Genomic DNA, 18087 nt, shown 5'->3' with positions numbered 1-18087 from the left:
TCCGGCGCTCATCCATTCCCCCTGTTACAGGGTTATTTACCCTTCTGTTCGCCGTTCCGGCCCGGCCACCCCGCCAGCAGCGCGGCCACCATGGGCGCGGCGTGCTCGCCGCCGCTGGCGCCGGAGTGGCTGACGAAGGCCGCCATGGCAAGGCGGTGCTTCTGGTCCGGCAGGCTGCCCGGCTCCAGCCAGCCGGTGAACCAGACCGTGGCCGCGCCGTCGCTCACCGGGGCGGTGCCGGTTTTGCCGTACAGGCCGCGGCGCAGCGGCGCCAGTGCGGGCGCGCCGAATGCCCCGGCGGCGGTGCCGGAATCGACCACGCCCTTCATGCCGGCGCGGATGCGGTCCAGGCGGACGCCCAGCGGCGCGGGCTGCGGCTCACGGGCCGCCTTGCCGTTCAATTCCAGCAGCAGGCGCGGCGCCACCGTGGCGCCCTGGCCAACGGCGGCGGACACCATGGCCATTTGCAGCGGCGTAGCCTGCATGCGCAGGCCGATGGCCATTTGCCGCAGTTCGTGGCGGGTGTGGACGGTGTCCACGTGGGCGGGCGTCGCTTGCAGGGCGTCGTAGGCCTGCCAGGGGAATTCCTCGGGCAGCAGGCCGCCGTCCAGGCGCAGGCGCTGCTCGAAGCCGAGGCGGTGCGCGGCGGCTGCGATCGGCCGCACCGGGTCAAGCGCGCCCGTTTCCAGCGCCTGCACCCCGGGCACGCCGCCTTCGGGCCGGCCGAACAGGCTGCGGTCGCTCAGTTCGGCGGACCAGGCGAACCAGGTATTGAGGCTGTAGGTCAGCGCCTGCGCCAGTCCCAGCTTGCCTTCCTGGGCCCGGCGGTCCAGCCCCTGCTCCTTGTAGTTGGTGATGCGGGCGCCGCCCGCGCCGGCCGGCGGGGCTGCGGGATAGGAGGCGGCGCCGGTCTGGAAGGCGTAGCCGCGCTGGCGGGCGACCGCGTTAATGGCGGGCAGCGGCATGCCGCCCAGCAGCGCGTCCAGGCGCGGGTCGGCGCCGGCGGCCAGCTCCAGGCCGAGCGCGCTGACGATCTTGAACGTGGAGCCCGGGCTGCGGTGGGCGCCGCCGTCGTGTTGCAGCGCGGGCAGGCGCAAAGGGCTGCGGGCGGGGTTGGCGCGGTCGAAGTCGCGCACTTCGGCCCAGTTGGCCGGGCCGGCGGGCGCGTTGCCGGCGCCTGCCGCAGCCAGGATGTCGCCGGTCTCGGCGTCCAGCAGCACCAGGCCGGCATGGCGGCCCTGGGGCGCCGCCTGGCCGCCGCTGCAGGCCTTGCCGTCCCAGCGGCCCTGGCGCATGCCGATGCACTCCAGGATGCGCTGGCTCACGGCTTGCAACGGCAAGTCGAGCGACAGTTTGCCGAGGGCGGCTGCGCCGGCTCCCGCTGCGCCGCTTCCGGCGGCGGACGCGCGGGACAGCACGCCCGCGATGCTGCTGGCATGCTCCGGGGCGATCCCTAGCATGGTCCCCAGGCCCGCATCCAGCGCGGACGGCGTGCTCCCGCCGTCGGCCCAGAGCAGCGTGCCGTTCCGGTCTTGCAGCTGCACGCCGGAGCCGGTCATATTGCGCGCAGCGGCGACGGCGCCGCCGCCGCTACCACTGGCGGCCCCCGGCAAGGCGGATTCCAGCGGCTGCCAGACGATGCGGCCGCCCGTCACGCGCAGGTGGCGGTAGGCCTGGTCGCCGGAAGCCGCCACGCTGGTCATATCGAGCGGCTGCACCTCCACGATGATGGCGGGCGCGCCGGCCAGCGGTTCCAGCGCGAGCTGCACGGCGTCGCCTGCGGATGCGCAGCCGCGACCAGTGCAGGATGGCCGCAGCGTCGCTCGGGCGCCGCTGACCGACGTCACGCGCCCGGCGACGAGCAATTGCAGCGCGCCGCCTTCGCGCGTGGATGCAAGGCCAGCACCAGTACTGGAACCGGCGCCTGTGCCGGCGCCGGCCAGGGGCAACCGGAGCGTCACCGCCTGCGCCGCGCCGGCCTGAGGCCAGTAGGCCACCCGCGTCCATGGCTGCCAGCCTTGCGGCAGGTCGGCGAACAGGCGGGCGGCGGCGGGCGGCATCTGCGTGGTGGCGGCGAGCGGGCTGTCGCCGGCGCTGGCTTCCCATGCCGGACCGGCCTTCACGCGCCATGCCAGCAGGCGCCGCTCACTGTTGTAGATGTCGATCTGCTGGCGCACATAGGCGCCGTCGGCCTGGTAGTAGAGCCGCTTGAGCAGCTTGGTGGCTGCATCATCCAGCCGGACGTGCCGCCACTCCGCCAACTCTGTGGCGCGGGAAGACGCGGCACTGGCGAGCCATTGCGGCAGGTCGCGCGGTGCGGCGGCGACCATGCCGGCGGCATCCAGCCGCACCAGCCCTGCCGCCTGCAGCGCGGCGAACAAGGCCTGGTCCTCCAGCTCCGCCGGCGCCCGGGCCGGGACACTGTAGACGCCGGGCGGCAGGTAGCCCGTCACCGCGCCGCCCGCCGCCGGGAACGCGGCCAGCAGCACCTTGCCGTCGAAGCCGCCGGCGGAGCCGGCAGAAAAGCCGGCGGCCAGGCGGGCGGCAAAGCGCACCTTTGCAGCATCCCGAAGCTGGTAAAGCTGCACCACCAGCTCGCCGGCCTGCGGACAGCCCACGCTGGCGCGGCGCTCCACGCGCATGGCAGCGCCGTCGCCCCAGGACAGCCAGCCCTGCCGGCGGAAGCCCACGGCGCCGCTGCCGCCCTCCTCGACCCGGCCGGCGCTCGCATCGCCCAGCCAGCGGGCCGACGCGCCCGGTGCGCTGCGCCAGGCCAGCTGCAAGGGCTCGCCTCCCAAGTCCGCGCGCGCGTCGCCGCTGATGCGCACTTCGGGCATGGCGGCGGTTGCGGCAGACTCGCCCCCCACCAGCAGGACATTGCGCAAGGCGCCGGACGACGCTGCGCCCTGGCCCGGCTGCTTGTCCATCCACCGCTGCACGTCGTCGAAACGGTAGCCGAGCCGTAGCGGCACCAGCCGCGTGCTGCCGGGCTCACGCAGCTGGCTGCACAGGTCCACGCGTACCGCGCCCATGCCTTGCATGCCGGCCAGCGTCACCACGGCGCCGCCCGCGACGGGACTGAAGCGCACGCCGGCCTGCCGCGCCACTGTCAGCGTGGCGCCCGGCAGCGCGGATTGATATACGGCTGCCGCATGGCGCGCGCTGGCGGCATCCACCGTGGTGATGGTAGCGGCACCAAGCGCGCGGGCGTGGCCGACGATGGCCGCCGCGCCGCCCAGCGCGGCCAGCGCCCCGGCGCCAGCCAGCCACAGCGTCATGCGCGGCGCGGCGGCAAGCTGGCGCCAGGATGCGCCCGCCGAACGCAAAAACCTGCCGGACGCATCGCGCGCGCCTGCCACTGCCGCCGCCAAGCTGCCCCCCGCACGGCCCGCCACCCGACCTTCCCTGGCCTGAACTGCCGGCTGCCGCGTGCCCGCGCGCAGGTTGCGCGCCCTGCGCCAGGCGCGGCGGCGCTCTGCAATGGACTGCAGAATATGACTGAACTTGGCCCGCATATGCCCCTCGCCCCGATGGTGTCCGTATGGCTGGGCTTAGCGGGGGGAGCCGGGAAAACGTGGCCGGAATGCCATCGCCGGCGACGCCGTTTTATCGCCGGATTTTGCATCTCGCGCCGCAAAATCCGCCGCCCGTCGCAATCCGATGGAGGGCTGGGAGGCCTTTGAGTACAGTGCAGTCATCGGAACACCAAACAACACCGACCACCCACCTGAAGGAAGAACAAAATGAACGTCCTGAAAAACTTCGAAGCCCTGTTTGTCGTGACCCTGGGCCTGGCCTGCGCCGCCAACTACGTCCTTGACACCGACACCGCGACCGCCACCGAAGCACAGCCAGTCGCAGCCCGTGCCGCCGCACCTGTCTACGCTGCCGCCAAGGACATGCAGGTAGTGGTCGTCAGCGCCAAGCGCCTGAGCGCCGAACAGAAACTGCAGTTGCTGAACGACGAACGCAAAACCGCCGCATCGGCCAAGATCTGATGCCGGCCCCGAACATTCGCCTGCACGCCACGCGCCAGACCAACGCTCCCGCGTGACAGGCGAATCCTGCATCTGTGCGCCAGCGCACACTGCATTCACACTGCAGGGTCCCGAATACGGTTGAATGTCTTTCCAGCTGTGTCAGTTGTAAGAAGTTGCATCTTCCTTTCTCCGTGCAAGCAGCGCTTGATATAGTGAATTCAGCGTCACACATATCAACGGAGAACACCATGATCAAGCCTACCTTATACGCAGCAGCCCTGTTGGCTGTCAGCTCTGCCGCCTTCGCGCCAATGCCTGCTTCGGCCCAGGTGGACGTCAATCTCGTGATCGGCACCGCGCCGCCTCCGCTGCGCTATGAAAGCCTGCCGCCGCCCCGCCACGGCTACGTTTGGGCGCCCGGCTTCTGGAACTGGGACGGCTACCGCCACGTGTGGGTTGCCGGCCACTGGCTGCGTGAACGCCCGGGCTACTACTATACCCAGCCGCAATGGGTGCATTCGCACGGCCACTGGGTGCGCCACGAAGGCCGCTGGGACCGCCGAGGCCGGGGCGACATGGACCGCGACGGCATCCCGAACCGCTATGACCGCGACCGCGACGGCGACGGCATCCCCAACCGTTACGACAACCATCCCAACCGTTACTATGGTCATGACCGTGGCTATGACCGCGGCCGGGGCTACGACAATGACCGCGACGGCGTGCCGAACCGCCATGACCGCGACCGCGACGGCGACGGTGTGCCCAACCGCTACGACCACCGTCCCGACAACCCGCGCCGCAACTGAGGCCTTGGCGTCGATGCGGGTGATGCGATAATGCGGCATGTCCGCACACACCGAACAACAACTTAACGCAGCGGCCTTCCATCGCGAACGCGCCGCCAGCCGGCGCCTCGCCAAAGCGATAGGCATAACCGAAGCGGCAGCACTACAGCAGATCCTAGAGCAGGCAGCCGGTTCCGCCGGGCTGCCTGATTTGCTGTTGGCGCGAGAGCGGCAGCGTAGCGCGGATGATGCTCGCCGCAATGCGCGACTGCAAGAGCGCGCCGACAAGCTGGCCGCAAACAGGACGGCCAGGCAAGCGCCTGCCGGCGCATGGCAGGCATGGTTCGACGGCTCGGCGCATCCCAATCCGGGACGGCTGGGCATAGGCGCGCTGCTACTGGGGCCGGCGGGCGAGCGCATCGAGATCAGCCGGCGCGCAGGGCATGGCAACAGCGGGGAAGCGGAATACCTGGCGCTGGAGGCGCTGCTGCAAGCCGCCCTCGCCGCCCGCCCGCCGCTGCTGGCGGTATACGGCGACAGCCAGGTGGTGATCGGCGACGTGGCGGCCGGTGCGGGCGCAGGGGCGAAGGGACTGGAACTGCACCGCGAACGGGTGCGGGGTCTGCTGGCGGAACTGGGGAAATCGGGGCAAGTGACGCTGCACTGGGTGCCGCGCCACCGCAATGGCGAGGCGGACCGCCTGTCGCAACAGGCGATCGCCTCCTGGGCCGGCGGACAGGACTAGCGCAGCGCCAGCGCCTTCCTGCCCTGCACGCGGGCGGCAGGCGCGCCCGTCAAGCGGCGTGCCGACGGGTCGGCCGCGCCGCCCACCTGGAACACGCTGACCACCTCGGCCAGCTGCGCCGCCTGCTGCTGCATGGACTCGGCGGCGGCAGCCGCCTGCTCCACCAGCGCGGCGTTCTGCTGCGTCACCTGGTCCATCTCGCCGATGGCCTTGTACACCTCGTCGATGCCGGCGCTCTGCTCCTTGCTGGCGGTGGTGATCTCGGTGATGATGGTGCTCACCCGGTGCACGCTGGCCACGATGTCTTCCATCGTCGAGCCGGCGTCGGCCACCAGCTTGCCGCCCTGGTTCACCTTGTCCACCGAATCGCCGATCAGCTCCTTGATTTCCTTGGCCGCGGCAGCCGAACGCTGCGCCAGCGTGCGCACTTCGCTGGCCACCACGGCAAAGCCTCGGCCCTGCTCCCCGGCGCGCGCCGCTTCCACGGCTGCGTTCAGGGCCAGGATGTTGGTCTGGAAAGCGATGCCGTCGATAACGGCGATGATGTCCACGATCTTGCGCGAAGCGGCGTTGATGGCGTCCATCGTGCCCACCACCTCGGCCACCACGGCGCCGCCCCGGACCGCAACCTGCGCCGCCGCATCGGCCAGCTGGTTGGCCTGGTGCGCGTTGCTGGCGTTGTTCTTCACGGTGGCGGTCAGCTCCTCCATCGAGGCGGCGGTTTCCTCCAGCGAGCTGGCCTGCTGCTCGGTGCGTGACGACAGGTCCTGGTTGCCGGCCGCGATCTCGGTGGACGACGTTTCAATCTCCGCCGTGCCGCTGCGCACCTGCATCACGATGTTGAGCAGCGCGTTGTTCATGTCCTGCAACGCCAGCAGCAGCTGGCCGGTTTCGTCGCTGCCGCTGACGCGGATGGCGCCGGTCAGGTCGCCCGAGGCCACGCGCCGCGCCGCGTCCAGCGCCTCGCCCAGCGGCCGCGTGATGCCGGTGGTGAGCAGCCAGGAACTGAGCGCGCCGAATGCCAGCACCAGCAGAGTTAGCGCTATCAACAGTCCTCGGCTTGCATCCGCACCCGTCTCGATCTCCACCGCGATAGCGTCGATCTTGCTGCGCTGGAGCTTCAGCAGTTCAGTCATCAGGTTCTGGTAAGCGGCCGCGCCGGGCGCGAACACGTTGTTGAAGTGCGCTTCCGCCTCTTCCAGCGCGCCGTCGGCCTTCAGCTTGGCCACCTTGTCGCGCGAGGACAGGTAGATCTTGCGCTGCTCGCCGATGCGGCCGAACAGCTCCTTCTCGTCGTCGCTGATCAGCGCCTCGACCTTCTTCTGCAGTTCCGCCGAAACGGCGCTCGACTTCTTCGATTCGTCGGCAAAGTAAGCAGCCAGCGACAGGTCGCTGCTGCGGGCGATGGCGGTGGTGCGGCGGATCGCGCTGTCGATCTTGCTCGACCAGTCGCTGATCATGCGCTCCTTCGCCAGCGGCACTTCCATCATCGCGCGCGTGGCGCTGGCCACTTCGTGCAGGCGCCAGATGGATACGCTGGTAATGGCCACCGACAGGGCCAGGATGACGGCAAAGCCCAGTGCCAGGCGCTTGCCGATGCTGATGTTGGACAGGACGCTCACGGCGCTCACGCGGCAAGGGCCGTGTCGAGCAGGCCCATGTCGGCGCTCGTCATCAGGCGGTCGATGTCCACCAGGATCAGCATGCGCTCGTCGATGGTGCCCAGGCCGACGATGTACTCGGTGTTCAGCGTGGAGGTGATTTCCGGCGCCGGCTTGACCTGCTCCGGGGTCAGGATGGTCACGTCCGACACGCTGTCGACCACCATGCCCACCACGCGCTGGCCGATGTTGAGGATGATGACGACGGTGAACTGGTTGTAAGTCGGCTCGCCGACGTTGAACTTGATGCGCATGTCCACGATCGGCACGATCAGGCCGCGCAGGTTGATCACGCCCTTGACGAATTCCGGTGCGCTGGCGATGCGGGTCGGCGTTTCGTAGCTGCGGATCTCGCTGACCTTCTGGATGTCGATGCCGTACTCTTCCTGGCCCAGGGTAAAGGCGAGGTATTCGGCGGCGGCCGCGACGTTGGCGGCGGAAATGGCGTCGGTAGACATAAGTTCCTCTAGGTGGCTTGCAAAACAGAAGTTCACAAATGAACAAAATATCTGTAATGTTACCGCAAGACAAGAGTTTACGCATCAAATAAATGCACTGGTGCAATACTTTTCTCCATGATGGGAAAGCAAACTGCTATGGCCTTCTTGTCAATTCAATGCCACAATCACAGGGCAGCAGCATGCCCCGCCCCAAGGAGAAGAATGAATACGTTGTTAAGTAGCTGGCACCCGCGCCTGGTGGCGTTGGCCACCGCCGCCGCCGCCGATGACGGCGCGCACGACACCAACCATCTGCACCGCGTGTGGCGCAACGCCACCCTGCTGATGGACGACTACCCGGAGGCCGACGCGCTGGTGGTGCTGGCGGCCTGCTATCTGCACGACCTGGTGAACCTGCCCAAGAATTCGCCGGACCGCCATCTCGCTTCGCGCCAGGCCGCGCGCCTGGCCAGCCGCCAGCTGGCCGAACTGGGCTTCCCGCCCGAGAAGCTGGCCGCCACCGCGCATGCCATCGAGACCCACAGCTTCTCGGCCGGCATCAAGCCGGAAACCATCGAAGCGAAGATCGTGCAGGACGCCGACCGCCTCGACGCGCTGGGCGCAGTCGGCCTGGCGCGCATGTTCTACACCGCCGGCCGCATGGGCTGCGCGCTGGCCCACGCCGACGACCCGATGGCGCTGCACCGCGAACTGGACGACAAAGCCTATTCGCTCGACCATATCGACGTCAAGCTGGCCACCCTGCCGGCCAAGATGCAGACCGCCGCCGGCCGCCGCCTCGGGCAAAGCCGCCTGGCCGAGCTGATCGCCTTCCGCGACAGCTTCATCGCCGAGTGGGCCGCCAGCCCCGCCACGCCGTAGCCCTGATCCGATTTTTCAGCCCATGACCAGCAAAAGCGAACCCGTTCCCCTTTCCACCACCTCCAACGGCAACCTCAAATTCGTGCTGGTGTGCGTGTTCATCGACATGCTGGGCATCGGCCTGGTGGTGCCGGTGCTGCCCATCCTGGTCGGCGAATTCGTCCACACGCGCGACGCGCAGGCGCTGTGGTACGGCGTGATGGGCGCCGTGTTCGGGCTGATGCAGTTCCTCTTCATGCCCATGCTGGGCGCCGTGAGCGACCGCGTGGGGCGGCGTCCCGTTCTGCTGTACTCCATGGCCGGCATGTGCATCAACTTCCTGTCCACCGCCTGGGCGCCCAACCTGGCCTGCATGTTCATCGGCCGCGTGATCGGCGGCGCCTCCTCGGCCAGCATGTCGGTGGCCTCGGCCTACGCGTCCGACATTTCCACCCACGAGAACCGGGCCAAGAGCTTCGGCAAGATCGGCGCCGCCTTCGGCCTGGGCTTCATCGCCGGCCCCATGCTGGGCGGCCTGCTGGGCAGCATCGACCTGCACCTGCCGTTCTACGTGGCGGCCGGCCTGTCGGCCGCCAATTTCATCTACGGCTATTTCTGCGTGCCCGAATCGCTGCCCGAATCGCGCCGCTCGAAGTTCAAGCTCACCCGCGTCAATCCGCTCGACGGCCTGTTCAAGCTGGCCCGCCGCGAGGATATCCGAGGCCTGATCATCGCCTTCGCGCTGATGACCTGCGCGCAGATGATGCTGCAGTCGACCTGGGTGCTGTACACCCACTTCCGCTTCGACTGGAGCCCCGGCCAGAACGGCGCCGCGCTGTTCTGCGTCGGCATGGCCGCCGCCGTGGTGCAGGCCGGGCTGCTGGGCATCTTCATCAAGTGGTTCGGCGAAGTGCGCCTGACGCTGATCGGCCTGGCCTCGGGCTGCATCACCTACACGCTGTACGGCCTGGCCACGCAAGGCTGGATGATGTACCTCTTCATCTGCTGCAACCTGATGGCGTTCGCCGCCGGGCCGGCGCTGCAGGGCATCATCTCCAAGGCCACCGACGCCGGCCAGCAGGGCGAGCTGATGGGTTCACTGCAGTCGATCAGCAGCATCGGCATCATCTTCATGCCGCTGCTGGGCAGCGCCATCCTGGGCGAGGTGAGCCACCTGCCGGCCAACGACTGGCGCATCGGCAGCAGCTTCTTCGTCTGCGCGGCCATGCAGGCGGTGGCCATCCTGGTGGCGCGGCACTACTTCCGCACGCACGACCTCAAGCAGGCGGCCAGCACGGCGGTGCCGCCATGATGGCGCGCCTCCAAACCGCTCCCGCCGCCGGGCTGGCGGCGCGGCTGCCGGCGCCGGGATTGCTGGCGATGCTGGCGGTGCTGGGTTCTTTGGCCGTGCCGGCTTCGGCGCAATGCTCGCGCGAGATCGCCGTGCCGGTGGCGCCGATAGGCGTCAGCATCACCATCAGCAACGGCGAAGTGGGCGGAATCTATCCCGACGTACTGCGCGTGGCCAGCCAGAAAGCCGGCTGCCAGCTGGCGTTTTCCGGAGTGCCGCGCGCGCGCCAGGAAGTGCTGTTCGAAATGGGCAAGGCCGACCTGATGCTGCCCGCCACGCGCACCGCGGCGCGCGACCAGATCGGCACCTTCATTCCCCTGATCGGCCACCGCGCCACGCTTATTTCGCTGGCCAACGGACGCCCTGCCCTCACCAGCGCGCAGGATCTGCTGCAGCGCCAGGAGCTGCGCGTGGCGGTGGTGCGTGGTTTCGACTATGGCGAACCTTACCAGGTGCTGATCAAGGAACTGGCCAGGCAGGGACGCCTGTTCCAGGAAGTGGACACGGCGGCGGTGGCCCGGCTGATGCAGTCGGGCGCCATCGACGTCACCATCATGGGCCCGACCACGCTGGCCGGCGCCGTGATGCGCGAACCTCGCCTGGCCGGCATGCTGGACAGGCTGCGGGTGGAGCCGATACCGGAACTGCCGTGGAGCGAGAGCGGCGTCTACGTGTCGCGCCGTTCGCTCAAGCCGGAGGACCAGGCCGCCATGCTGGACATGATGGAACGGGTGGCCAAGTCCAACGCGGTGATGGAAGCCTTCCAGCGCGTGCACCGCCCCGCCATCCTGGCCGAAAGCGTGCGCCCGCGCTAAGCGCCCGGCGCTTGCACCTGCACTGCCGATGTCCGGACAGGTTGTCGCCGTCATCCTGCTGGCAGCGCTGCTGCACGCAGGCTGGAACGCGCTCGTCAAAGCCGGCAAGGACGCCTTCCTCACCTCGGTGCTGGTGGCCTCGGGCGCCGCGCTCATTTCGCTGGCCGCACTGCCGTTCTTCCCGGCGCCCGCGCCCGCCAGCTGGCCGATGCTGTTCGCCACCACCGTCATCCACTATTTCTACTACGGCCTGATGTCGGCCGCGTACCGGCACGGCGACATGAGCCTGGCCTACCCGCTGATGCGCGGCAGCGCCCCGCTGCTGGTGGCGCTGGCCAGCGGGCCTTTGCTGGGCGAGCAGCTGACGGCCATGCAGTTCGCCGCCGTGGCCTGCATCAGCGGCGGCATCTTCAGCATGGCGCTCGCGCACCGGCGGGCGGCGCCAGCCTCTGACGCGGCGGGGCAGCGGCCCGGCCGCGCCGTGCTGTACGCGCTGCTGAACGCCTGCAGCATCGCGTGCTACACGCTGGTGGACGGCGTGGGCGCGCGGCGCTCCGGGTCGCCGGTCGCATACACCATGTGGCTGTTCGTCTTCACCGCCGCCGGCCTGCTGGCCTGGACCCTGCTGCGGCGCCGCGCACAATTCGCCGCCTACGCGGCCACCCACTGGCGCGTGGCTGCGCTGGGCGGCGCCGGCACGCTCGGCTCCTACGCCATGTCGCTGTGGGCGATGACGATGGCGCCGGTGGCGGCTGTGGCGGCGCTGCGCGAAACAGCCATCCTGTTCGCCGCCGCCATCGCCGTCTTCCTCCTGGGCGAGAAAATCAGCCCCCAGCGCTACGCCGCCATCGCCCTGATCGCCTGCGGCGCCGCGCTGATGCGCTACGCTCCGGTTTAGTGCGGGCCGGCTTAGTACGGGCTGGCGGTAGGCCGCACCACGATCTCGCTCACGTCCACGTCCGCCGGCTGCTCGATGGCGAACAGGATCGCGCGCGCAATCGCATCCGGCCCGATGGCCACCTTGCGGAATTCCTTCATCTCCGCGCGGCCCTGCTCGTCCGAAATGCTGTCGGCCAGTTCGGACTCTGTCACGCCCGGCGACACCAGCGTCACCCGGATGTCCCCGCCCACCTCCTGCCGCAGGCCCTCGGTGATGGCGGCCACCGCGAACTTGGTGGCGCAGTACACCGCCGCCGTCGGGCTCACCGTGTAGGCGCCGATCGAGGCCATGTTGATGATCTGCCCCGAGCGCTGCACCTGCATCAGCGGCAGCGCTGCCGCGATGCCATACAGGACGCCGCGCACGTTCACGTCTATCATGCGGTCCCACTCCTTCAGCTTGAGCGCGTCCAGGCGCGAGAGCGGCATCACGCCGGCGTTGTTGATCATCACATCCACGCGGCCATGCTGCTTGTGCGCGGCCAGCACGAAAGTCTGCACGTCGTCCGCGTCGGTCACGTCCAGCGCGCGGAAGTCCGCCGAGCCGCCCGCCGCGCGGATCTCCGCCGTCAGCAGTTCCAGCCGGTCCGTGCGGCGCGCGCCCAGCACCACGTGCATGCCTTGCTGCGCCAACAGGCGCGCCGTTGCCTCGCCGATGCCGCTGCTGGCGCCCGTGATAAGGACTACTTGTTGATTTTCCCGTTGCGTCATGATGCGCCCTCCTGAGCCGTTGTTGATGGAATGAAGTTTAAGGAAGCGGTGCCTTCCCGTGAATGCCGGAAGATATCGACCTATTGCCTAATCCTCCAATCCTTGCGAGGAACGAGGCAAAACCAGGCATAATGCATGCACGAACCTACGGAATCCAGGATAGCCATGCCAGACCCACAACAACGCATGACGGCGCTGATGAACCGCCTCGCGCCCTCCGAAGGCTCCACCCTGTCCGCCCTCGACGGCGTGAAATTCATGCGCGCCAACCGTCCCATTCCGCGCATGCCGGTGCTGTACGAGCCGTGCATCGTCATCGTCTGCTCTGGGCGCAAGCACGGTTACCTCGGCGGGCAATCCTATGTGTACGACGCGCAGCAGTTCCTGGTGTTGTCGGTGCCGCTGCCGTTCGAGGGCGAAACCGTGCTTGCCACCGAGGCCGAGCCGATGCTGGCCGTGTCGATCCGCATCGACCTGCAGATGGCGGCGGAGCTGATGCTGGCGGTGGAGCAGTCCGGCACCGCCATCGCGGCAGAACCGAAAGGCATCATTTCCTCGCCGATGGACGCCAAATTGTGCGACGCGGTGCTGCGCCTGCTGGAGGCGCTCACCTCGCCGCTGGAAACGCAACTGCTGGCGCCCAGCGCCATGCGCGAGATCCTGTACCGCGTGCTGACCGGCGTGCAAGGCGGCTCGTTGCGCGCCGCGCTGGCGCACCAGAGCCATTTCGGCAAAATAGGCAAGGCGCTGCGCCGCATCCACGCCGACGTGAGCAGCCAGATCGACGTTGCCACTCTGGCCGGCGAGGCCGGCATGAGCGTGGCGGCCTTCCACGCCAACTTCAAGGCCGTCACGCAGACCTCGCCCATCCAGTACCTGAAGAGCACCCGGCTGCACAAGGCGCGGCTGCTGATGGTGCAGGACGGGCTGAGCGCGGCCAGCGCGTCGGCGCGGGTGGGCTACGAAAGCAACTCGCAGTTCAGCCGCGAGTTCAAGCGCTTCTTCGGCCGCACGCCGGCCGACGAGGCGCGCGAAATGCGCACCCTGCTGTGCCAGATGCCGGCCGAGCGCGGCGCGCCCTACATCACGGTGCAGTAGGCCGGGACTCAGCCGGCCGCCGCCGGCGCAGCGTGCTTGGGCGACAGATCGAAGGGCATGTTGCGCAACGGCTTGCCGGTCAGGCGCGTGATGGCGTTGGCGAAGGCCGGCGCCAGCGGCGGCAAGCCCGGCTCGCCGATGCCGGTTGGCGGTTCCGCGCTCGGCACAATGTGCACCGCGAAGCCCGGCATATCCGTCATGCGCGCCACGGTGAAGTCGCCGAAGTTGCTCTGCTCGACCACGCCGTCCTTGAGCGTGATGGCCGCGCCGGGAAGGCACATGGACAGCCCCATCACCGCCGCCCCCTGCACTTGCGCCTCGATGCTGCGCGGGTTCACAGCCAGGTTGCAGTGCACGCCGGCGGTCACCTGGTGCAGCGTCGGCCGGCCGCCGCGCATGGACGCCTCCACCACGTAGGCCACTACGGACTCGAACGATTCGTGCACCGCAACGCCCCAGGCGCGGCCGGCGGCCAGGCGCCGCTTGCCGTAGCCGCTCTTGTCAACCGCCAGTTGCAGCGCGGCGCGGTGGCGCGCGTGCTTGTCGCCGAACATCTTCATGCGGTACGCCACCGGGTCCTGCTTGGTGGCGCGCGCGATCTCGTCGACCAGGGTCTCCATCACGAAGGCGGTGTGATTGGAGCCCACGCTGCGCCACCACAGCACCGGCACATTCAGCTTGGGATGGTGCACAGTCAGCCGCATCGGGAAAGGATACGGATCGCGCATGCCTTCGGTGGCGGTGCCGTCGATGCCGTTCTTGACCTGGAAGGCTTCGAACACCGAGCCGGTGGTGATGGACTGGCCCACGATGGCGTGGTCCCAGGCCAGCACCTTGCCTTGCGCATCGAAGCCGATGCGGGCGCGGTGCAGGTGCATGGGCCGGTAGTAGCCGCCGCGCATGTCGTCCTCGCGGCTCCACACCGTGCGCACCGGCACATTCACGCCGGCGGCGCGGGCAGCCTTGGCGATACCGCAAGCCTCCACCACGAAGTCGCTGCTGCTGGCGGCGCGCCGGCCGAAGCCGCCGCCCGCCATCTGCACATGCATCGTCACCTGTTCCGGCTTGATGCCCAGCACGCGCGCGGCGGCCGCGCTGTCCACGCCGTGGAACTGGGTGCCTACCCACAGCTCCGCACTGCCCTCGCCCAGCAGCACGGTGCAGTTCAGCGGTTCCATCGGCGCATGCGCCAGGTAGGGGAACACGAATTCGGCGTCGATATGCAGCGGCGCGCCGGCCAGCGGAGCCATGTCGGCGTCGAACTTGCGCGGCCCTTCCTGCGCGGCCAGCGCGCGGTACTGGCGCAGCTGCTGTTCGCTGTCCACCTTCTCCACGCCGTCCGTGTTCCATTCCAGCTTGAGCGCATCGCGGCCCTGCTTGGCGGACCAGTAACCGTCGGCCAGCACCGCCACGCCTTCCGCGCCACGGTCCAGCGGCACGCGTAGCACGGCGCGCACGCCCTTGACGGCGCGGGCGGCGCTATCGTCCACCGACGCCACGCGCGCGCCGAACACCGGCGGGCGCGCCACCACGGCCGTCAGCTGGCCCGGCCGACGCGTGTCGATGCCGAAGTGCTGGCCGCCGCTGCTTTTGGCGCGCGCGTCCAGCCGCCCGGTGGGCTGGCCGATGATGCGGAACGCCTTCGGGTCTTTCAGCGAGACCGCTTGCGGCACCGGCAGCGCCGCCGCAGCCTCGGCCAGCTCGCCGTAGCCCAGCTTGCGCCCGCCCGGCCCGAGCACCGTACCCGCCTGCGTGCTCAAGCTGGCCGCGTCCACGTTCCAGCGCTGCGCGGCTGCCGCCAGCAGCATGGCGCGGGCGCGGGCGCCCAGTTCACGGTACTGGGTGAAGCTATTCTTGATCGAGTTCGAGCCGCCGGTAAGGTGCATGCCGAACATGGGATCGACGTAGGCCGGATCGTTGGAACCCAGCTGGCTGCGCACCAGCTTCCAGTCCGCGTCCAGTTCCTCGGCCAGTATCATCGGCAGCGCGGTCTGCACGCCCTGTCCGAATTCCAGGCGGTTGACGGTCACCGTCACGATGCCGTCGGGGGCGATCTGCACGAAAGCCAGCGGCTGTTCTGTGGCCTTGAGCGCGGCCGGCGCCTGTGCCTGGCCCTGCGCCGACGCCAGTTGCGGGAAGGCGCCCAGAGCCAGCCCGGATACGCCCAGCATTTTCAGGAAGGCCCGGCGCGGCGGCTGCGCCGCTTCAGGGCCGTCCTCGCGCGCCAGCATCTTTTGCAGGGCGCGCGGCAATTGGTTCAGATCGAATTGATTTGGATCGATACGGGGCAGCATAGTGGTTCCTTCAGGCGAGCGTGCGGGCGGCGTCGGCAATGGCGGCGCGGATGCGGGCATAGGTGCCGCAGCGGCAGATATTGCCCGCCATGGCGGATTCGATTTCAGCCGCGGTGGGCTGCTTGCCGCGCGGGAGCGACTTGAGGAAGGCGGTGGCGCTCATGATCTGGCCGCTTTGGCAGTAGCCGCACTGCGCCACGTCGTGCTTGATCCACGCCGCCTGCACGGCTGCGCCAACGCGGTCGCTGCCGTCCGTGGCCGCTTCGATGGTGGTGATCTTTTTGCCTTCGGCGACCGAGATCGGCGTGATGCAGGAACGGATCGCCTGGCCGTCCAGGTGCACGGTGCAGGCGCCGCACAGCGCAGCGCCGCAGCCGAATTTGGTGCCGGTCAGGCCGAGGGTGTCGCGCAGCGCCCAGAGGATGGGCGTACCCGGATCGTCTTCGATGGCGTGCTGGCGGCCGTTGACAGTAAGCGTGGTCATGGTGGGCAAAACTCCTGGTTGGGGAACAGCTGCAGTATGACCGCGTGCCCCCCAAAAGCGTTTGCCGCTTCCGACCGTTATCTTGCCCGATTCAACGAGTTTCCACCGACTCTTGCAAGCGGCGGATATCACGCAGCGGCGGCGCGCCGAACAAGCGCGTATATTCGCGGCTGAACTGCGAAGCGCTCTCGTAGCCCACCCGCAGCGCCGCGCTGCCGGCATCGATGTCCTCGTTCAGCATCAGCTGGCGCGCGTCCTGCAGGCGCAACTGCTTCAGGTACTGCAAGGGGCTCATGCCGGCCACCGCGCGGAAGTGCAGCCGGAAGGTGGATGGACTCATGTGCGCCTGCGCGGCCAGGTCGTCCATCGGGAAGTCCTCGGTGTAATGCTGCTTCAGCCAGCCGATGACGCGCGCGATCTGCTGGCTGGGCGAACCCGCCGCCACCAGCTGGCGCAAGGCCGGCCCATGCTCGCCGCTCAACAGGCGCACCATGATCTCCTGCTCGATCAGCGGCGCCAACTGCTTGATCAGGCGGGGTTCGTCGAGCAGCCGCACCAGCCGGATCAAGGCCTGCGTGAGGCCCTCGTCCAGGTCCACCACCGACAACGCCCGCGCGCTGGCCGCAGCCAGCGGCGCCGACAAGTCCATGCTTGCCGCCACCTGGGCCAGACGGCCGCAATCGAGCCCCAGCCACATCCCCAGGTAAGGCTCGCCGCTACCGGCCCGCGTGACATAGGACACCACAGGCAGGTCCATCGCGGTGACCAGCGACTGGCCCGGGCCATAGTCGTAAATCTCGCCGCCCAGCGTGACGCGCTTGCCGCCCTGCAGGGCCATGCCCAGCCCGAGCCCGTAAATGCACGGCACCGGATCGCTGACGGCGCTGCGGCGGTAAAACATCAGGGATGGAATGGCGTTGGCGTGCTCGCCGTCGGTTTGGGCAATCGCGCCGACCACGCGCGCCAGTTCCGCGCGAGCCGCGCTGCTTGAAGTGTGCGAAGAGTTCATATTTGCAGCGTAGCACGGTTGCAGCGCTTTTCCATCGGCCGCACCGGCGGCTCGTCGGATCAGGCAAAAACTGCATCAGTTCCGGCAAGCGTTCCGGCCGCAAACGGCCGGACAATGCTTGCCATCGCAGCTTTTTATCGGACGAAAATGAAACGTGTATTGATTATCAATGCCCACCAGGCTTATCAGGGCATGGCCACCGGCAAACTGAATCACACCATGGCCGGCGTGATCCGCGAGGAGATGGCGCAGCGCGGCTATGAAGTGCGGGAGTCGGTCATCGAGACGGGCTACGACGTCGACGCGGAAGTGGACAAGCACGTTTGGGCGGATGTGATTATTCTGCAATCGCCGGTGTACTGGTTCGGCATGCCGTGGATCTACAAGAAGTACGTCGATGAGGTATTCACCGCAGGCCTGGTGCAGCAGCGCCTGCTGGTGGACGACGGCCGCAGCCGCGACGAACCGGGTAAGCAGTACGGCAGCGGCGGCAAGATGCAAGGCAAGCGCTACATGATGTCGCTGACCTGGAACGCCCCGAAGGAAGCTTTCGGCAATCCGCAGCAAAGGCTATTCGAGGGCAAGTCGGTGGACGACGTGTTCGTGTCCAACACCGCCAACTACAAGTTCTGCGGCGCCGAAGTGCTGCCCACGTTCTCGTCGCACGACGTGGTTAAGCACGCGGACGTCGAGGGCGACATCGCGCGGCTGCGTGAGCATCTGGCCATCACCGTACAGTAAGGTGTACTAGCTCAGACTCGCCCTGACGCAGGATGTCTGACGACCGGCAGCTCCCGCCCCAGGCTGTGTGAAAACACGCTCCCAATGTAAACGAGATTTTTTCTGAAGCGTTAATAGCTCATCTGACGCAATCAGGAGAGCAGGATGAAGCGTTTTGTCGAAGGAACCGA

At 68.4% G+C, this 18087-nt stretch carries 16 protein-coding genes; 9 read left to right on the top strand and 7 right to left on the bottom strand.

Annotation, left to right across the window (positions count from 1 at the left end):
- Positions 1–32 precede the first annotated feature (32 nt).
- On the bottom strand, positions 33–3359 hold the full coding sequence (locus AC56DV_RS04490) for a penicillin-binding transpeptidase domain-containing protein (RefSeq protein ID WP_496313108.1): 3327 nt from the start codon (positions 3357–3359) through the stop codon (positions 33–35).
- A gap of 384 nt (positions 3360–3743) precedes the next feature.
- Between AC56DV_RS04490 and AC56DV_RS04485 the strand changes: the two genes are divergently transcribed.
- The 3 genes from AC56DV_RS04485 to AC56DV_RS04475 all read left to right on the top strand — a co-directional run bounded on the left by AC56DV_RS04485 (position 3744) and on the right by AC56DV_RS04475 (position 5513).
- A complete protein-coding gene (locus AC56DV_RS04485) occupies positions 3744–3998 on the top strand; it encodes a hypothetical protein (protein WP_496313107.1) in 255 nt (84 codons plus the stop codon).
- 230 nt (positions 3999–4228) lie between these two features.
- Positions 4229–4789 carry a YXWGXW repeat-containing protein gene (locus AC56DV_RS04480; protein ID WP_496313106.1) on the top strand — a complete coding sequence of 187 codons (561 nt, stop codon included), beginning with the start codon at positions 4229–4231 and terminating at the stop codon, positions 4787–4789.
- A gap of 37 nt (positions 4790–4826) precedes the next feature.
- Entirely contained in the window at positions 4827–5513 is a 687-nt protein-coding gene (locus tag AC56DV_RS04475; RefSeq protein ID WP_496313105.1) for a reverse transcriptase-like protein, read from the top strand.
- Here AC56DV_RS04475 and AC56DV_RS04470 read toward each other — a convergent pair.
- Positions 5510–7135: a methyl-accepting chemotaxis protein gene (locus AC56DV_RS04470; RefSeq protein WP_496313104.1), complete on the bottom strand. Its 1626-nt coding sequence runs from the start codon at positions 7133–7135 to the stop codon at positions 5510–5512. The two genes, AC56DV_RS04475 and AC56DV_RS04470, sit on opposite strands and share 4 nt — an antisense overlap.
- 5 nt (positions 7136–7140) lie before the next feature.
- Positions 7141–7632: a chemotaxis protein CheW gene (locus AC56DV_RS04465; RefSeq protein WP_496313103.1), complete on the bottom strand. Its 492-nt coding sequence runs from the start codon at positions 7630–7632 to the stop codon at positions 7141–7143.
- Positions 7633–7836: 204 nt separating this feature from the next.
- On the opposite strand from AC56DV_RS04465, the gene AC56DV_RS04460 reads away from it, so the two are divergent.
- Genes AC56DV_RS04460 through AC56DV_RS04445 form a run of 4 tightly spaced genes read left to right on the top strand, consistent with a single transcriptional unit; the run spans position 7837 to position 11539 of the window.
- Positions 7837–8496 (top strand): HD domain-containing protein, encoded by a 660-nt coding sequence (locus AC56DV_RS04460; protein ID WP_057154756.1) that lies wholly within the window; start codon positions 7837–7839, stop codon positions 8494–8496.
- 22 nt (positions 8497–8518) lie between these two features.
- Positions 8519–9787: a TCR/Tet family MFS transporter gene (locus tag AC56DV_RS04455; RefSeq protein WP_496313102.1), complete on the top strand. Its 1269-nt coding sequence runs from the start codon at positions 8519–8521 to the stop codon at positions 9785–9787.
- Entirely contained in the window at positions 9784–10641 is an 858-nt protein-coding gene (locus tag AC56DV_RS04450; RefSeq protein ID WP_496313101.1) for a substrate-binding periplasmic protein, read from the top strand. The genes AC56DV_RS04455 and AC56DV_RS04450 overlap by 4 nt, the downstream gene beginning before the upstream one ends.
- Positions 10642–10669: 28 nt before the next feature.
- Positions 10670–11539 (top strand): EamA family transporter, encoded by an 870-nt coding sequence (locus AC56DV_RS04445; protein ID WP_496313100.1) that lies wholly within the window; start codon positions 10670–10672, stop codon positions 11537–11539.
- A gap of 11 nt (positions 11540–11550) precedes the next feature.
- Here AC56DV_RS04445 and AC56DV_RS04440 read toward each other — a convergent pair whose 3' ends face one another.
- Positions 11551–12291 carry an SDR family oxidoreductase gene (locus AC56DV_RS04440; protein WP_496313099.1) on the bottom strand — a complete coding sequence of 247 codons (741 nt, stop codon included), beginning with the start codon at positions 12289–12291 and terminating at the stop codon, positions 11551–11553.
- Between the two features lie 165 nt (positions 12292–12456).
- Here AC56DV_RS04440 and AC56DV_RS04435 point away from each other — a divergent pair, with 165 nt between their 5' ends.
- Positions 12457–13389 (top strand): AraC family transcriptional regulator, encoded by a 933-nt coding sequence (locus tag AC56DV_RS04435; RefSeq protein WP_496313098.1) that lies wholly within the window; start codon positions 12457–12459, stop codon positions 13387–13389.
- Positions 13390–13397: 8 nt separating this feature from the next.
- Here AC56DV_RS04435 and AC56DV_RS04430 read toward each other — a convergent pair whose 3' ends face one another.
- From AC56DV_RS04430 to AC56DV_RS04420, 3 genes are all read right to left on the bottom strand, one after another.
- Complete coding sequence (locus AC56DV_RS04430) at positions 13398–15683, bottom strand: xanthine dehydrogenase family protein molybdopterin-binding subunit (RefSeq protein ID WP_496313097.1); 2286 nt, start codon at positions 15681–15683, stop codon at positions 13398–13400.
- Between the two features lie 10 nt (positions 15684–15693).
- Positions 15694–16167, bottom strand: a complete 474-nt coding sequence (locus AC56DV_RS04425) for a (2Fe-2S)-binding protein (RefSeq protein WP_496313096.1) — start codon at positions 16165–16167, stop codon at positions 15694–15696.
- 91 nt (positions 16168–16258) lie between these two features.
- The gene (locus tag AC56DV_RS04420) at positions 16259–17176 is read right to left on the bottom strand and encodes an AraC family transcriptional regulator (RefSeq protein ID WP_496313095.1); all 918 of its coding nucleotides are present in this window, start codon (positions 17174–17176) and stop codon (positions 16259–16261) included.
- 147 nt (positions 17177–17323) lie between these two features.
- On the opposite strand from AC56DV_RS04420, the gene AC56DV_RS04415 reads away from it, so the two are divergent.
- A complete protein-coding gene (locus AC56DV_RS04415) occupies positions 17324–17917 on the top strand; it encodes an NAD(P)H-dependent oxidoreductase (protein WP_496313094.1) in 594 nt (197 codons plus the stop codon).
- The last annotated feature ends 170 nt before the right edge of the window (positions 17918–18087 follow it).

The sequence above is a fragment of the Massilia sp. BGA-UO-ETr-WB1 genome (assembly GCF_059567845.1).
Note: the sequence above shows the minus strand (reverse complement) of the source record. Positions and strands in the feature narration are given on the sequence as shown.

What these genes read in the sequence shown, in the direction of transcription:
- AC56DV_RS04485 (WP_496313107.1), top strand. Translation starts at nt 3,744, where the DNA reads ATGAACGTCCTGAAAAACTTCGAAGCCCTGTTTGTCGTGACCCTGGGC.
- AC56DV_RS04465 (WP_496313103.1), bottom strand. Translation starts at nt 7,632, where the DNA reads ATGTCTACCGACGCCATTTCCGCCGCCAACGTCGCGGCCGCCGCCGAA.
- AC56DV_RS04455 (WP_496313102.1), top strand. Translation starts at nt 8,519, where the DNA reads ATGACCAGCAAAAGCGAACCCGTTCCCCTTTCCACCACCTCCAACGGC.
- AC56DV_RS04425 (WP_496313096.1), bottom strand. Translation starts at nt 16,167, where the DNA reads ATGACCACGCTTACTGTCAACGGCCGCCAGCACGCCATCGAAGACGAT.
- AC56DV_RS04445 (WP_496313100.1), top strand. Translation starts at nt 10,670, where the DNA reads ATGTCCGGACAGGTTGTCGCCGTCATCCTGCTGGCAGCGCTGCTGCAC.
- AC56DV_RS04475 (WP_496313105.1), top strand. Translation starts at nt 4,827, where the DNA reads ATGTCCGCACACACCGAACAACAACTTAACGCAGCGGCCTTCCATCGC.
- AC56DV_RS04415 (WP_496313094.1), top strand. Translation starts at nt 17,324, where the DNA reads ATGAAACGTGTATTGATTATCAATGCCCACCAGGCTTATCAGGGCATG.
- AC56DV_RS04440 (WP_496313099.1), bottom strand. Translation starts at nt 12,291, where the DNA reads ATGACGCAACGGGAAAATCAACAAGTAGTCCTTATCACGGGCGCCAGC.
- AC56DV_RS04450 (WP_496313101.1), top strand. Translation starts at nt 9,784, where the DNA reads ATGATGGCGCGCCTCCAAACCGCTCCCGCCGCCGGGCTGGCGGCGCGG.
- AC56DV_RS04420 (WP_496313095.1), bottom strand. Translation starts at nt 17,176, where the DNA reads ATGAACTCTTCGCACACTTCAAGCAGCGCGGCTCGCGCGGAACTGGCG.
- AC56DV_RS04480 (WP_496313106.1), top strand. Translation starts at nt 4,229, where the DNA reads ATGATCAAGCCTACCTTATACGCAGCAGCCCTGTTGGCTGTCAGCTCT.
- AC56DV_RS04435 (WP_496313098.1), top strand. Translation starts at nt 12,457, where the DNA reads ATGCCAGACCCACAACAACGCATGACGGCGCTGATGAACCGCCTCGCG.
- AC56DV_RS04460 (WP_057154756.1), top strand. Translation starts at nt 7,837, where the DNA reads ATGAATACGTTGTTAAGTAGCTGGCACCCGCGCCTGGTGGCGTTGGCC.
- AC56DV_RS04430 (WP_496313097.1), bottom strand. Translation starts at nt 15,683, where the DNA reads ATGCTGCCCCGTATCGATCCAAATCAATTCGATCTGAACCAATTGCCG.